This window comes from Actinomyces weissii (assembly GCF_016598775.1).
In the GTDB taxonomy this organism is placed as follows: domain Bacteria; phylum Actinomycetota; class Actinomycetes; order Actinomycetales; family Actinomycetaceae; genus Actinomyces; species Actinomyces weissii.
This window is the reverse complement of record NZ_CP066802.1, coordinates 271660-285597: the sequence shown is the minus strand read 5'-3', so window position 1 is coordinate 285597 and position 13938 is coordinate 271660. Positions and strand designations below refer to the sequence as shown.

Below are 13938 nucleotides of genomic sequence, written 5' to 3'. Positions count from 1 at the left end.
TAGGAGTAGGCCACGTACACCACCTCAACCGCACGCCCACCCCACATAGCCCTTACACAACGAACCCCAACAAACCCGTCAGCGTCACGGTTCAAAACATGGGAGCCACACAGCGCGTCTCGACGCGCCCCCCGCACACCCACACCAACCGGCACCTGACACCACGCATCCAAACACACCATGGAAGCCGGCCCGTCATACCGGGCATCACGATCCATCACACTGGCCTCCGGGTAAGGCACCCCACCCACAACCATAAAACTGGAACCCGACGCCGGAACCGGACTAGCCCAGTGCGAAGGCCACACCTCCACACCAACACCCCCAACCCGCTCCGGGGAGGACCAAGCATCAAACCCCACCGGAAACACCCGCCGAAAACGGTAGCTGTCAAGCGCACTACTCGAACCCTCCGTACGCCCTCCCTCAAAGTTCCAAGACAGCAAGGCGGTCTGATCGACCACCACCCGCCCCAGCTCCCCCAGACCAACCCACTGGCCCGAATCGTCCCTCCCGGTCTCACGCACCCGCGCCCGCTCACCCCAGACCTCAAGCACCTCCACACCCACACCATTTACCACCGCCGACGCACACGCCCGAAAACCGCGAACCATTGCTTCCTCCGGCGCCCCCAGCACCCAAGCACCCCGCGCACTGTCACGCACGAACCCCGGCGGACAAGCCACCTGATCCGGCACCACAAACATCCCACGCCCATCGTCTAGAACAAGCCGCACCACCACCCCAACCGGCAGCAGCCTCCTCAGGAATCTAGACCCCCCAGTAATATCAGAAACAGAGAACACATAATCCCCCGCCCACACCGGACCAGTCAAAGACGCATAAGCACGAATCATCGCACCAGCACCCACTTACCTGCCTTGAACACGGCGAGCAGCTCCTGACTACCATCATAGCCACGCACCCACATCTCAGCAGGACCCACATCCGCCATGTCCACGTAGTCACCGGCATCCATCTTCAACTCAGGGGTCGCAATGTTCGGACTGTTCTTCTTACCTGCAAAACCTGTGCCACGCCAGGGATTATTCGGATCGACGGCCCAACCAATACTAGATTCACCACCCTTCTTAAGACTCTCCTGCACGTTTTGCGGCAACTGCTCCCAGAGGTTGGCGTCCTGCGGTATAGCGTCCAGGTCCACATAATTGGCCGCCTCATCCATCACCGTACGCAGGTCCGCATCAGGAACATACACCTTGCCCCGGAACGGGCCGCTACCCATTCGCACTTCGATCTGGGAGTGACGCTCGAAACCGCCTGTTAGCTTTGGAGTTCTTTGAAGATGGTTCGAATTACGATAGTCGAGCCCGTATATATCTCGACCGTCGTCAGCATTCATGGGACCAGTGTCACTACTATTGAGATCTACTTCTGAACGCGACACATTGGCGTCCGGCGATCCGGCAACACTACCCGACATTCTTGAAGTCGGATACGCAGCCTTCTCCTCGGCCTCACGCCAAGCCTTCACAGAGTCCTCTTCAAGCACTCCCCGGGAAACCAGTTCGTCAAGCTCGTCAGGCGTAAAGTCATTCAGCAGCTGCGTCGGATCCACAACCTTCTGCAGCACGTCCGGAGTATAGAAGGCTCGCATGTCGTTTACCTTCCGCAGGAGCTTCGCGTCGCCGACGGTCAATTCATTGAGGGACTTACCTGCCACCTCACGAACCTTCTCTACCGTAGCCTCCGAACCATCCGCCATTCGCACATCATTCGCAGCCAGGTCTGCCTGGAGCCTCTCGTAGGTGCTCAGCTCTTGTCGCACCTGCTCGGGAGCGAAATGGGTGTCATAGCTTGTCCCATCCTTCATCTGATAGTTCCGCGGATCAGCAGGGGACGTCCTGCCGTTATCTCCGGCGTCGAGCGGCCTGTCACCATCACCAGCTCCGTGGGCGGAAGTATCGTCCACATGGTCGGCACTGTGGTCAGCGTCTTGCTGGAGGTGGTGCTTGTTGGACGCGTCGCCGTCATGGTGCTGAGAGCCACTGCCGTCATGGCCCTGACCGTGCTTGTCACCAGCATGCGCGTCATTTACCTCGTGGGCGCCATGACCCACCTTCTCGTTGCTGGCCTTGCCCTGGCCCTCACCGGCAGCGTCACCACTGACTGGGCCATCGTGGCCCTTGCCGGAGCCCGCGTCCCCAGAACCGGGCTCGCCATCAACATGCCTTGCCCCGGCCGGCTCGCCGGCAGCCCCATGACCTTGCTTGCTGGCTGGCAGGTCGGTAGCGCCCTCAGAGGCGCCACCACTACCAGCGTGGTCCGCGTGTCCACCACCGTGGCTGGCGCCAGAGTGACCGTGAGACGCCTCCCCTGCACCGCCGTCGGCTGCGTCAGCGCCCGAACCGCCGCGCTCGGCGACCGAGCCAGCGTCGTGACCCCCACCTGTCGACACGGCCTCGCCGGAGCCACCGACCCGCCTATCCGGAATGTGGTGGCTATCGCCGGCACTGCCGTCACCGTCGCCCGCACCGTGGTCGGCACCGCTGGAGCCGTGGCTGGCGTTCCCCCCGGTCGCGCCATGCGCTGAAGCATCCGTGTGTGCTGCATCCGCAGGGGCGTGCGCAGGCTCGGAGGCAGAAGACCGCCCAGCCGCGCCCCCAGTACCACCGCCGGTTTCTGCAACAGTGGGCGATCCGGCTGAGGCAGTACCTTCTGGCACCCTCCCGTCGGCAGGCGAGCTGTCAGACGTGGAGGTTTCCGACACACTGGCATCCGCCTCCCCGGAAACGGCGCGCGCCTCATGACTGACAGGCACGTCGGCCCCGGTCCACTGGCCAATCTTGTCCATCAGGTTGAAGTCGATATTCAACGCGTTCTTGACTGATTCAAGCGCAGGCCCAGAGACCTTGCCGACCGCTTTTCCAGCCAGAGTCCCCAGCGGGTCCATGAATGACAAGACCTTGTCGGCAACCTGTGCAGCCTTACCGACCTTCTTCAAGGTCGAACCGGCTTTGCCGAGCTTCAGTACCTTGGACGCCTGCCCCACGACTGGGATCAGCAGGGAAACGAGATCCAACACGGTTCCAGTAAGAGCCCGCAGCGGGTCAGTCCCCCACTGGTCCAAGTGAAGGCATTCCTTCCCCAGCCCCTTCCAGGCCTGCCCCGCATTACCCAGGCTCCAACCTGTGTAATTGCCATACTCGTCATAACCGAAACCCACCAGTGTTGACAGGCCTCTCCAAGTACCAAAGAAGGTCTCTCCGGTCATGCCCCAGTCCGGTCCGCCAACCTTAATCCCGATTAGGTTGGTCAGACCGTTGATGGTACCCAAGCAGAAGTCGTCCCAGAAAGCACGCCCGACCGAAACTCCGGCCTTCTTTGGACAATGGTCCTGCCGCTCAACAGGCGACCCCCACGGCAAGCCCGCTGTGCCATCCGGAATCGCCGAGACCCCATAGGCAAACTGGTCATCCTCACTCGTCGGATCAGCATGGTACGCGATCAGGCTATCCAGGGCCCGGATTGCATTCGCACAGGTGCGCTCAGCGTCCCACATGCGGATCTGTAACGCATTGGCTTCGTTCAGGAACCCGTTGTGCTCGTCAACCTTGTCCTGATCGTACTGCCACTCTGGGTCACCATTGACTGAAGTCAGGAAAGACTCAGCGCGACTCTTGAGGCCCTCCGAGTCCTTCTTTATCAGCTCCGCCGTGTCAGCGAAAGTGCTCAACGCTTCGGCGATCGACTCCAGGTCGTCGGCAAGCGAGTCGCAGTCAGTCTCGACCGGCCCCATCGCCGCGTACAAGGTCTCCTGCTCGGGCGCCTTGTAGCACGACGACATGCCTCCCCAAGTCGTATTGAGCGTCGCCCCAGAGGTACGGACATCCCCTGCCTTCGTTTTGAGGTCGGAAGCATTTGTGCGCAGGGACTCAACATCAAGATTGAGCGCAGGCAGCTTACTGGTGTCGATACTCACAAGACACTCCAGGGAAAGAAACTAGAAGGACTCCACAGACTCACCGCCCACCAGGGGAAGACGGCCTACTTTGCGTTGCGCTGGAACTCCAAGGCAGCGGACTCATCATGCTGCTGGTAAGCGCTAACAGCTTGAATCGTGTTGGATGTGATATTCCCAATTCGATCGCCGATCCCGGTGAAATCAGCCTCATGCATCGAGGACCACTCACTGACAGCGGATGCGACCAGCATCGCCTTGCCCTCACCGTTCGTAGCTGTTATGGCACCATTCAGAGCGTTAACACAACCCGTCATACCCGGACTGAGGTTGTCATCAACTTCGGCCTCAAGCCCCAACAGCACGCCAGACACACCATTGGGGTCAATATCCCAGCCACTCAAGGCTTCAGCCCATCTGGTCGACGGCAGACTTGGCCTGAGTCAGCGCGGTAGAGGCGGTCTCATCGGTGTTCTGCATGGAGCTGCGCAGAGTGGTGATGATGTTGCGAACCTCCGTGGCTGCTTTGTTCCAGCGCGCCTCCTTGGCCTGGTACTCGTCAGAGACTCCATCGGCCTGGTACTGCGACATCGCGTTGCGGACATCAGTGTCCCGCTGAGAGATCAGCGACTCTAGCCTAGAAGCCACACTCTCAAAGTTCGCCTGCGCGGACTCGGATGCGCCGATGTCGTATGAACGCATCTCAGAATTGTTAGCCATAGCAGATCCTCCTAAAAGACGTAATGTGGAACTTGGCCCTCAGGCCCGACTACCAAAGCGTGCCGCGTCGAAGTCGGCACTTGAAGCGGCGGCGCGGGTCACGTCAACCATCTCCTGCTCACCTTGAGTGAAGGCCCGGTCCATGCCGACGATGCCACTGAGGACGCTTGCCAGGGAGGAGCTGAGCTCCGTTGCGACCTCGTCCACACGGGACTTGAACCTGTCCCACTCACCGCGGCCAGCGCCGTTGAACTTCCCCTCCAGCGGCTCGCCAGCAACCGCCAGCTGCCGCACCTGCGCCCCCAGGTCGTCGCTTGACGAAGAGGTCTGCTTGGTCAGGTCACCCAGAGTACTGGCACCCATGTCGAACTTCATTCGCGCCTCCCGACACACTGCTCAGGCCCCGCCAGGTACGGGGCAGACGACTGAATCATAACCACCGACAGTCAGATCTCCACTAGGCGAGAAGTACCCATTGCCCTGGGATCACTCTCATAGGCGCGATCAACAGGTCCAGCCTATGATGTCCGCACCCGCGCCCCTGACCTGCGGGAGACACACGCCTGAGCATCAGTCCCTGAGGAGGCTCACCTTGCCTGAGCAACCCAACGCCTGGCCCGCCTGCGTAAGGGCAGGGTCTGGCCTGGTCGCATACTCCGTCCTCATCGACCTGACGGCCTTGATCGCCCCAGCCGCCATCAGCCTGGCCGCACCCACCCTTCCCGCAGCACTTCGTCTCACGCTGGTCGCACTGAGTCTCTTGCTGGCACTCGCACTGCCCTACGCGCACTGCCTTCATGGCCGGGGTCCAGGCGGACTGCTCCTGGGGCTGCGAACCGTCGACGACGACGCCGGCCTTCCTCCTGGCTCCCCCGCGGCCCTGCGGGCAGTGCTCCGAGGCGGTCGCGGTGCAGGGGCGACTGTCTACTCCACCAGGCGCGGCTCGGACCCCAGCGTGGGCACCTTGCAGGAGCTCCAAACTGCTAGCGCACAGGCTTCCACACGCAAGGCGGGGACCGCGGACACCACCGCAACAGCGGAGACGACCCGGGCCACCGTACCCGACCGCCGCACCACTCGGCGCGCGCTACGACTTGCCAGTAAGGAAGGCACGCGAGGCCGACGACGTCGCGCCAAGCAGGCCACCGTCGAGAGCTGGCCACCCCGTCCCGCTGCCTCACCTCCGAGCGTGGCCGCCCCTCAACCCGCTCAGGCAGCACCCGCAGTACCCGCAGCACCCGTCTACGGCATAATGCCTACCCCACCCCCCACGGGCACCGCAGCACCTGCACCACCCGGCCTCGCCTCACCTGCGCCGTCGACGTCCCCAACGTCCGGTGAACAAGCACCCAAGGACTACGCCGTTCAGACGCCAGTCTCCAGCACCGCGGTGATGGAGCCGGTAAGGGAAAACGCGCGCACCACCGTCTACGGCGTCTCAGCACCACGCGGCCTGCGGCTCACCTCCACCAACGGATGGGAGGCCGTCATCACCGGACCCACCGTCCTGGGACGCGGCCCGCTGCCCCAACCTGATCGAGGCGTCTACTCAGTCCTGGCGGTGCCAGACCTGGGACGCCAGTGCGCAGCGAACCACGTTATCCTCAGCCCGGCACACGGCGGAGCAACCATCACCGACCTTGGCTCTGCCTTCAGCACCGCGATCTTAGTGCCAGGCTCACCGCCCACCTTCTGCCCATCTGGCGGCACGTGGGACGTGCTCACACCGTTCACATTGACCCTTGGGGGAATGGCCCTCAAGGTGACGCAGGAGTAGCAGATGCCGTACCCGCACCCGTTCTTCGACATGAAGGTCTCCGACCTAGCCACGGTCACCAACCTGGACGACCCCTGCGCCTACCTAAGTGAAGGATTGTCAGACCTGATCTACAACGTTCGCACCACCACTGAGAAGCAGATCGTCCTCACCATCCCAGACGGTGCCCGCATGACCCCAGTGTTTGACCTCGTCACGGACGCAGCAGGCTGCTACGTGCTGGTGCGCGAGGAATCCGGCTACCGTGACGCGCGCAGCGGCCGCTGGTCCCAAGACATCGACTCAATCATCCGGAATCCCAAAGACCCGCGAATCGTCCTGTCAGAACGGCGCTTCGAGCCGCAGGCCCACGTACCGCTGATCACCCTGTCAGTCTCCATCTACCACCCGGCTCGACTAGGCACGTTACTAGGCCGCGCAGCTGAGCTCATGTGCCAGCACCTGATGCCGCAGGACACCGTGCTCGGCTGGGGACGCTACGAGCCAGCCGGCGCGTTCTGGGACCGACGCGAGCTCACCAAGCTCGCGCGCAACAACATGCCAGAGACCTTCTTCACTCTAGCAGGACACGCAGAGGACGGCTCAGTAGCCACTGGGATCATGCAGGTGGCCCGCACCTCCAACGGGCTCGAGGAGTACCTAGAGGTCAACCTCGCGCTACCAAGCCTGCCGGAAAGCGAGTGGGCCAACCGCGTCTGCGCCTTCCTGGACGCCGTCGGCTCCGAGCTCAAGCCCCAGTTCGCCCTGGCCTTCCGCTCCTACGGACACCTGGACGGCTCAGTTCCCACAACCATCCGCATGGCACCCGCCCCTCTGGCGATCCTCATCGGCGCGCCCGGTATCAAGCAGCTCGGAGCTGACCCCGCCAAGATCGTCAACGAGCACGGTGGCTCCCTGACGGGGCGCGGCAGGCGCCACGGCGTCCTAGTGCCCTTGGACTCCACCACCCCAGGAGACTGGTCCGCCCTGTCCGCACTGGTCAAGACGCTTGAAGGCGACACCGGCAGAGTCACCCGCATACTGCGCCCATCAAGCGAACCGGACCAGACCCAGAGCCAGAAGGTCTGAGCCGTGCCCCGTGACACGGATTCAGCAGTCCTTGACGCCACCAGGGTCCACCGCGAGCGCCTCCTGTCCGCGTTGGAACGCGGCTCCATGCCTGGCCGCAGCCGCAAGGTCTTCCCCAAGGCCCTCGCCTCCCTCGTGGTAGCTGCCCTCATGTGCGCGGCCTGCGTGGGCTACTCCTTCGTGAGCACCCGCCTGCCCGCGACGAGGGGTGGCATGACTCCCAGCCAGACCACAGGGGCAACAACCGAAAGCACGCCATGATCCCTTACACCAGAGTCACTATCGCTGCCCCTAACCGGCGGGCAGAGATCGTCATGCCCTCGGATGAGGCCGTAGGCACCCAGTACCCCTACATCCTGAAGCTGTTGGGGGTCACTGACGGGGACGAGCTTCCGCCGCTACGCCTGGTCCGTCCAGGCGGCACGATCATTGACCTGGAGCAGGACCTGGCCGCCCAGCAGGTTCCAGACGGCGAGCTGCTGCGTCTCCTCCCGGACGACGAGGTACCTCCACCAGCAGAGATCTCCGACCTGTCAGGTGCACTCACTGACGCCACCGACTCCCACCCCTGGCGGTGGAAACCCTCCGACCGACTCATCGGCACCGGCACGCTGCTGCTCGTATCTGGTGCGATCCTCATGCGCACGCTGCTCTTCGACCAGCTCCATGACGCCGCCGCCTGGTTGCAGGTCCTACCCGGCCTGCTGGTCATCCTCATCGGTGCTCTGGCAGTGCGTGAAAGCGGTCGCACTCGCTACGCCAGGCCCCTGCGCGGGGGCGGCATCCTCCTGCAGTGCCTGGGAACCGGGCTGCTCCTGCCGAGCCTGTACTCCCTAGCCACCGGAACTGATACGGAGCAAGGCACCACCGCGGCACTAAGTGCAGCACTCATAGCTGCTGGCTGCGTAGCCGTTGGCGTCAGACGGGAAGCCTGGCTCTACGGCGCACTGACCGCTGGCGGATTAATCATCCTCCGCGCGGTCCTGAAGTCGGTCACCCAGGACGTTGCGCTGACCACTGGGCTTACCGCGATCGCGGTGGTGATCCTGCTGGGGCTGCTGCCCTGGTTCGCGCTGCTGGTTTCCGGCACCTCTCGGCTCGACGACGAGGCTCTGGCAGGCCAGCTTCCTGCTCGCCGTAGGGTGGATCTGGCCGTGCTGCGCTCCCACGACACAGTCGCCTCAGCCTCTCTGGCATGCGCGGCCGCCATAGCGTGGTCCACCCACCACCTGGCACTGTCAGGAAACACTTGGGCCCGCGCACTGGCGGTCACCGTAGTCCTGGCCACCTTACTGCGGTCCCGCGCCTACCCCTTGAGGCTGGAGGTACTCGCGCTCTGGGCCAGCAGCGTCCCTGCTGTCCTGGCCTTGAGCAGCCTCGTGCAGGACCAGACCGTCCGCGCTGCCGCACTGGTCGTTGCAGCGGCTCTAGTTGCCGCCGTGAGCCTGTACCAGCCTTCAGCCCAGAACCGCATCAGGCTCAGGCGAATCGGAAACCGGCTGGAGACCTTGTGCGTCGTCGCCACCTTGCCTCTGCTGTGCGGCATGCAAGGCACCTTCAGCCACCTTTTGAGGTTGTTCTGATGGCGGCACGCCCCAGCCCATCCTCACCAATCCGGGTCCCCCGCCCCTGGCTGGACGCCGCCGTCATGCTCGCCACCGGCGCCCCCTCCTGGCGCACGGAGACCAGCGACCTGGCCGACCAGCTCAACCGCCCCGTGTCCCTAGGGTGCCGCTTCCTAGTGGTCCCAGGAGCTCCGCACAGCGGTTCGCGTACCGTCTCCCAGCAGATCGCAGGGATGCTCACCCGCAGCCGGAAGCTGCCGGGCCTGCTGCTGGACGCCTCACCTAAGGCTGAGACCAGCATCCCCGCCTGGCACACGGTGGAAGGCGCAGCGACTCCGGCTAGCGCCACTGAGGCCCACGAGCTGGTGGGCACCGGCAAGGACGGACTTCTCGGCCAGCTCCGCCTGCCAGAGTGGTTCCGGGAGCGTCCAGCCGCATGGGACGACGCCCGCACCAAGCTCTTCCGCTTCTATGACACCGTCACCACCCACACCGGTCCGCTGGCCCAGGAGAGTCTGGTGTCCTCCGCTGGACAGGTCCACGCGATCGTGCTGGTCAGCCCTGCTAGCAGGGGCGAGGTCGAGTCTGGGCGGAAGCTGCTGCACGAGGCCCGTGCCGAGATTGACCTCGTAGGCCCCAGCCTGCGCTCCCCGCACCGCCCGCGCCTGCTGCACGCCGTCGTGGCCAAGCAGCCTGGTCCCGTACTGGTGCCCACGCTCCAACCAGATGAGCACCTGGTCCCGTACGACGCTGTCCTGGCTCAGACGACCGCCAGCCAGACCAAGGCTCCCGGGCTGCTCTCCAGGCGCACAGGCGCCGCGATAGCGCGACTCGCGGCGGCGATCGTGGCTGCGGCTGCGAGCGAGGTACGCGCATGATCGAGGTCCTGCACCGTCCCGGCAGGGTGGTTCAACCTGTACCTGCCCCGGAGCCGATAACCGTCCCGGCGCCCCCACGACTTGGGGAGACGGGGGCTAAGCAAGGCTTTCCGTTCCAGATGCTCATGCCCTTGGTCGGTGCCGGTTCCTCCATGCTGATGATGACGGTGCTGCGCACCAATCCGATCTTCTCCCTGATCGGCGCCGTCATGATGGCGGTCACCGCCGTCGGTATGCTGTCGGCCCTGGTCTCTCGCCGGGCCGCGACGGTACGCGCGCAGGCTGAGCGCCGTGAGCAGTACATGGACCAGCTCGTGGAGGCTGACGAGAACGCCACCAAGCTGGCGGACACCTGGCGTCGAGGCCTGTCCCGGACCCATCCGAGCATCAACGCCCTGGCCCGGTTAGTCACCGCCCCTGAACGCCGTTGGGAACGACGCCGCAGCGACGTCGACTTCCTGCACCTGCGCCTAGGTATCGCCGATCTCCCCCAGCCGCTCGCCGTGATCGCCAAGGACGTCAACGCTGCTGACGTGGACCCGATCCTGCTGGGCCAGGCTCAGGTCATCGCTAATGCCCACCAGATCCTGCCCCACGCCCCCTACGCCCTGGACCTGGACTGTGCGGGGCCAGTCTCCGTCGTCGGCCCCCGGGAGGCCACTCGGGCCTTGGCCCGCGTGCTGCTCATGCAGGCAGCCGTGCTGCACGCCCCCGAGGACCTGCACATCGCCCTGGCCTACGACCCGAAGAACGCTGGCGAGTGGGACTGTGTCTCGCGGTTGCCGCACCTGCGGATTCATGGCGCCTTCGACGGCCCGGTGGCCATGCGCCGCACCGCTGCTGACGTCCGGGAGCTCTCCGAGGTGCTGCGGCCCGAGCTGGTGGATGCTTCACGGATCGCGTCTCGTGCCTTGCGCAGCACAGGGGGACGCCCGAGCAAGCCGACGGGCTGCCGACTGCTGGCGGTTATCGAGAACGAGGGCGCCTCGCAGTACCTGTCCCTGCCGGACAACAACGTCAGCGCCGAGACCATCGGGGTCACCGAGCTGCACCTGGTCACCAACCGGCTTGACGAGCCCAGCGACCCCGCCCTGCGCCTAACCGTCCGCGAGGACGGCAGCGTGGACGTGGAGGACCTGCGCATCGACCCGCCAGCGCCCGGTGAACGCCCGAGACCTAGGCCGCTGGTGCGCTGCAGCCCAGACGTCGCCGGGCCTGCGCTGACCGAAGGCATAAGCCGTGCCCTCACGCCCTACAGCCTGGGGCGGGCTGCGGAGCGTATGGATGACTCTGTCACCTCCACGTCCCTGCAGGACCTGCTGGGGGTGCCGGACCCACTCGCGATCGACGTGCAACGCGCCTGGGCGCCGCGCTCACCCCGCGACTTCCTGCGGGTCCCAATCGGCTCCGACGACGACGGCCACCCCCTGCTCCTGGACCTCAAAGAGGCCGCCCAGCTAGGCATGGGCCCCCACGGCTTGTGCGTGGGCGCCACCGGCTCGGGCAAGTCCGAGCTGCTGCGTACCCTCGTCACCGACCTGGCCACCACGCACGGCCCCGAGGACCTCACCATGATCCTCGTGGACTACAAGGGCGGCGCCGCCTTCGCACCGTTCACCAACCTGCCTCACGTCGTCGGCCTGATGGACAACCTGGCTGAGGACGCCGGCCTGGTGGAGCGGGCCCGCGCCTCCATCGCGGGGGAGGTGGTGCGCCGTCAGAAGCAGCTGCGTGACGCTGGCTCCTCCCCTGACATCACGCACTACCGGCGGCTGCGTGAGAAGAACCCGCGCCTCGCGCCGATGCCCCACCTGTTCATCATCATCGACGAGTTCGGTGAGCTGCTCACTGCGAGTCCAGACTTCGTGGACCTGCTGCTGACCATCGGGCGCATCGGACGGTCGATCGGCGTGCACCTGCTCCTGTCCAGCCAGCGCATCGAGGGCGGCAAGCTGCGGGGCCTGGACACCTACCTGTCCTACCGCATCTGCCTGCGCACCTTCACCGAGGCGGAGTCCTCAACGGTGATCGGCTCCGGGGACGCCTTCAACCTCCCGGCGGCGCCGGGCTACGGGTTCCTGAAGGTGGACACCAGCATCTTCACCCGCTTCCGTTCCGGGTTCGTCTCCTGCCCCGCAGACGAGCTCTCAAACGACTCGCTCCCAGACGACATAGAGCTGAAGGAGCCCCTGCTCCTGCCCGTGCACAACGGACTCGACGCCGCCCCTCAGGCCCCGTCTGGCGAGGAGGCCGTGCCCGCAGGCCACACAGTGCGACGCACGGTGATCGACGTCGTCTCCGAGCAGCTCGCCCAGGCCGCTGCCCGCCCGCAACCAGTCTGGCTTGAGCCGCTGCCTAGGCGCCTGACCCTGCCGGGCATGTTCGGCAGTGACCTCGCTGGTGGCCCAACCACACTGTCCGCACCACACCGGGACCGTTACAGCGAGGGGCTGCGGGTACCAATCGGTCTGGTTGATGACCCCTCCCACCAGCGACAGGAGCAGTGGGAGCTTGACCTGACCGTCGGCGGTGGGCACGTATCAATCCTGGGCGCGCCCCAGTCCGGCCGCACCACCTTCCTGTGGACCCTGACAGCTGCCGCGGCCCTGACCATCTCCCCCAGCCGCCTGGCCTTCTACGGGGTGGACGCGACCGGTGGTGGGCTCTCACGCATCGCTGACCTTCCGAACGTGGGTGGCGTAGCCACCAGGGGTGACAGGGAACGGATGCGCCGTGTGCTGGAGGAGACGGTGGCCATGCTGACGCAGCGGGAAGAGGTCATGTCCCGCTACCGCATCGACTCCCTGGAGATGCTGCGCGAGTTCCACGCCCAGGGGCGGATCCCTGAGCTGGCCAGTGCGGACGTGGTCCTGCTGATCGACGGTCTGGGCCTGTTGCGCGCCGACTTCTCCGAGCTGGAGGACCTGGTCGATGAGGTACTGCGCCGCGGCGGCGGCCTGGGCGTACACCTGGTGACCACTTTGTCCCGCAACAATGACCTGCGCATGGCGCAGCAGCCGCTGGTGGGTACCCGCCTCGAGCTGCGCCTCAACGACCCAACTGACTCCATGATCGCCCGCAAGCTCTCCCAGACGCTGCGCGCGGACACGCCCGGGCGTGTCCTGTGCCCGGACAAGCTCTTCGCACACGTGGCCCTGCCGATGCTGGATGAAGAGACGACCGCGATAGGCCCCGCCGTCGAAGCGCTGGCTAAAGGCGTCAGCAAGACCTGGGTTGGGGCCTCGCCAGCTGAAGTCCGCCTGCTGCCTGAGGTTCTCGACCCCGCCACCTTGCCGGACGGCGAGGAGATGCCGGACCGTCTGCCACTGGGCCTGTTCCAGGACACCATGCAGCCGATTGCCATGGACCCACAGGCCTTAGACACCCACCTGATCGTGCTGGGCGACCCCGGGTGCGGGAAGACCACGGTGCTGCGTGGCGTGATCGAGCAGCTGATTGAACGTCACACCCCGGAGGAGCTGGTCATCGGGCTCTACGACGTGCGCCGTAACACGGTCTCCGCCTGCCCGGACGCCTACCTGGGTGGGCACGCGACTTCCTCGAACACCGCTCTGGGCCTGTCCACCGCTATCGGCTCCGAGCTTGCCAAACGGGCCGAGGCCCTGGCAGAGGGCAAGCCAGTTGAGGGGCCACGGATCGTCCTGGTTGTGGACGACTACGAGATCCTCTCGGCTGGTGGCACTGGCATCCTTACGCCGGTGCTGCCCTACTTGCCGTCCGCCCGCGACCTCAACCTCAACGTGGTCCTCTCGCGGCCTGTTGCCGGAAGCGCAAGCGCCATGTTCGACTCGACCTTCCAGGCACTGCGAGACACCGGCGGGACCTGCCTGCTCATGGACGGTGACCGCTCGGAAGGCAATGTGTTCGGCATGCGGCCGGAGCACCTAAAGCCCGGGCGCGGGTGGTGGATCCGCCGAGGCAGACGCCCCCGGCTCTGCCAGGTCGCGCATTTCAGTGACCAGAACCCAGCCAGCAGCTAGACCTTGA

At 65.1% G+C, this 13938-nt stretch carries 8 protein-coding genes; 4 read left to right on the top strand and 4 right to left on the bottom strand.

Translation table 11 applies throughout. The annotated features are described in order from the left end of the window. Window positions 1–853 precede the first annotated feature (853 nt). The 4 genes from JG540_RS01185 to JG540_RS01170 form a co-directional block, all read right to left on the bottom strand. Window positions 854–3943 carry an ICP22 family protein gene (locus tag JG540_RS01185; protein WP_200276226.1) on the bottom strand — a complete coding sequence of 1030 codons (3090 nt, stop codon included), beginning with the start codon at window positions 3941–3943 and terminating at the stop codon, window positions 854–856. A gap of 65 nt (window positions 3944–4008) precedes the next feature. Beyond that, on the bottom strand, window positions 4009–4326 hold the full coding sequence (locus tag JG540_RS01180; protein ID WP_200276224.1) for a DUF6507 family protein: 318 nt from the start codon (window positions 4324–4326) through the stop codon (window positions 4009–4011). A 4-nt stretch (window positions 4327–4330) separates the two neighbouring features. Next, complete coding sequence (locus JG540_RS01175; RefSeq protein ID WP_234042843.1) at window positions 4331–4642, bottom strand: pore-forming ESAT-6 family protein; 312 nt, start codon at window positions 4640–4642, stop codon at window positions 4331–4333. Window positions 4643–4681: 39 nt separating this feature from the next. After that, window positions 4682–5017: a hypothetical protein gene (locus JG540_RS01170; protein ID WP_200276222.1), complete on the bottom strand. Its 336-nt coding sequence runs from the start codon at window positions 5015–5017 to the stop codon at window positions 4682–4684. Window positions 5018–6422: 1405 nt separating this feature from the next. On the opposite strand from JG540_RS01170, the gene JG540_RS01165 reads away from it, so the two are divergent. From JG540_RS01165 to eccCa, 4 genes are all read left to right on the top strand, one after another. Further along, a complete protein-coding gene (locus JG540_RS01165) occupies window positions 6423–7487 on the top strand; it encodes a DUF6177 family protein (RefSeq protein ID WP_200276220.1) in 1065 nt (354 codons plus the stop codon). 257 nt (window positions 7488–7744) lie between these two features. Further along, window positions 7745–9070 carry an EsaB/YukD family protein gene (locus JG540_RS01160; RefSeq protein WP_200276218.1) on the top strand — a complete coding sequence of 442 codons (1326 nt, stop codon included), beginning with the start codon at window positions 7745–7747 and terminating at the stop codon, window positions 9068–9070. Further along, a complete protein-coding gene (locus tag JG540_RS01155) occupies window positions 9070–9930 on the top strand; it encodes a hypothetical protein (protein WP_200276216.1) in 861 nt (286 codons plus the stop codon). The genes JG540_RS01160 and JG540_RS01155 overlap by 1 nt, the downstream gene beginning before the upstream one ends. Continuing rightward, window positions 9927–13931, top strand: coding sequence for a type VII secretion protein EccCa (eccCa, locus tag JG540_RS01150; protein WP_200276214.1), 4005 nt, complete (start codon window positions 9927–9929; stop codon window positions 13929–13931). The genes JG540_RS01155 and eccCa overlap by 4 nt, the downstream gene beginning before the upstream one ends. Window positions 13932–13938 lie beyond the last annotated feature (7 nt).

Coding starts and splice junctions, on each gene's coding strand:
- JG540_RS01175 (WP_234042843.1), bottom strand. CDS start 4,642: ATGGCTAACAATTCTGAGATGCGTTCATACGACATCGGCGCATCCGAG.
- JG540_RS01170 (WP_200276222.1), bottom strand. CDS start 5,017: ATGAAGTTCGACATGGGTGCCAGTACTCTGGGTGACCTGACCAAGCAG.
- JG540_RS01155 (WP_200276216.1), top strand. CDS start 9,070: ATGGCGGCACGCCCCAGCCCATCCTCACCAATCCGGGTCCCCCGCCCC.
- JG540_RS01165 (WP_200276220.1), top strand. CDS start 6,423: ATGCCGTACCCGCACCCGTTCTTCGACATGAAGGTCTCCGACCTAGCC.
- JG540_RS01160 (WP_200276218.1), top strand. CDS start 7,745: ATGATCCCTTACACCAGAGTCACTATCGCTGCCCCTAACCGGCGGGCA.
- eccCa (WP_200276214.1), top strand. CDS start 9,927: ATGATCGAGGTCCTGCACCGTCCCGGCAGGGTGGTTCAACCTGTACCT.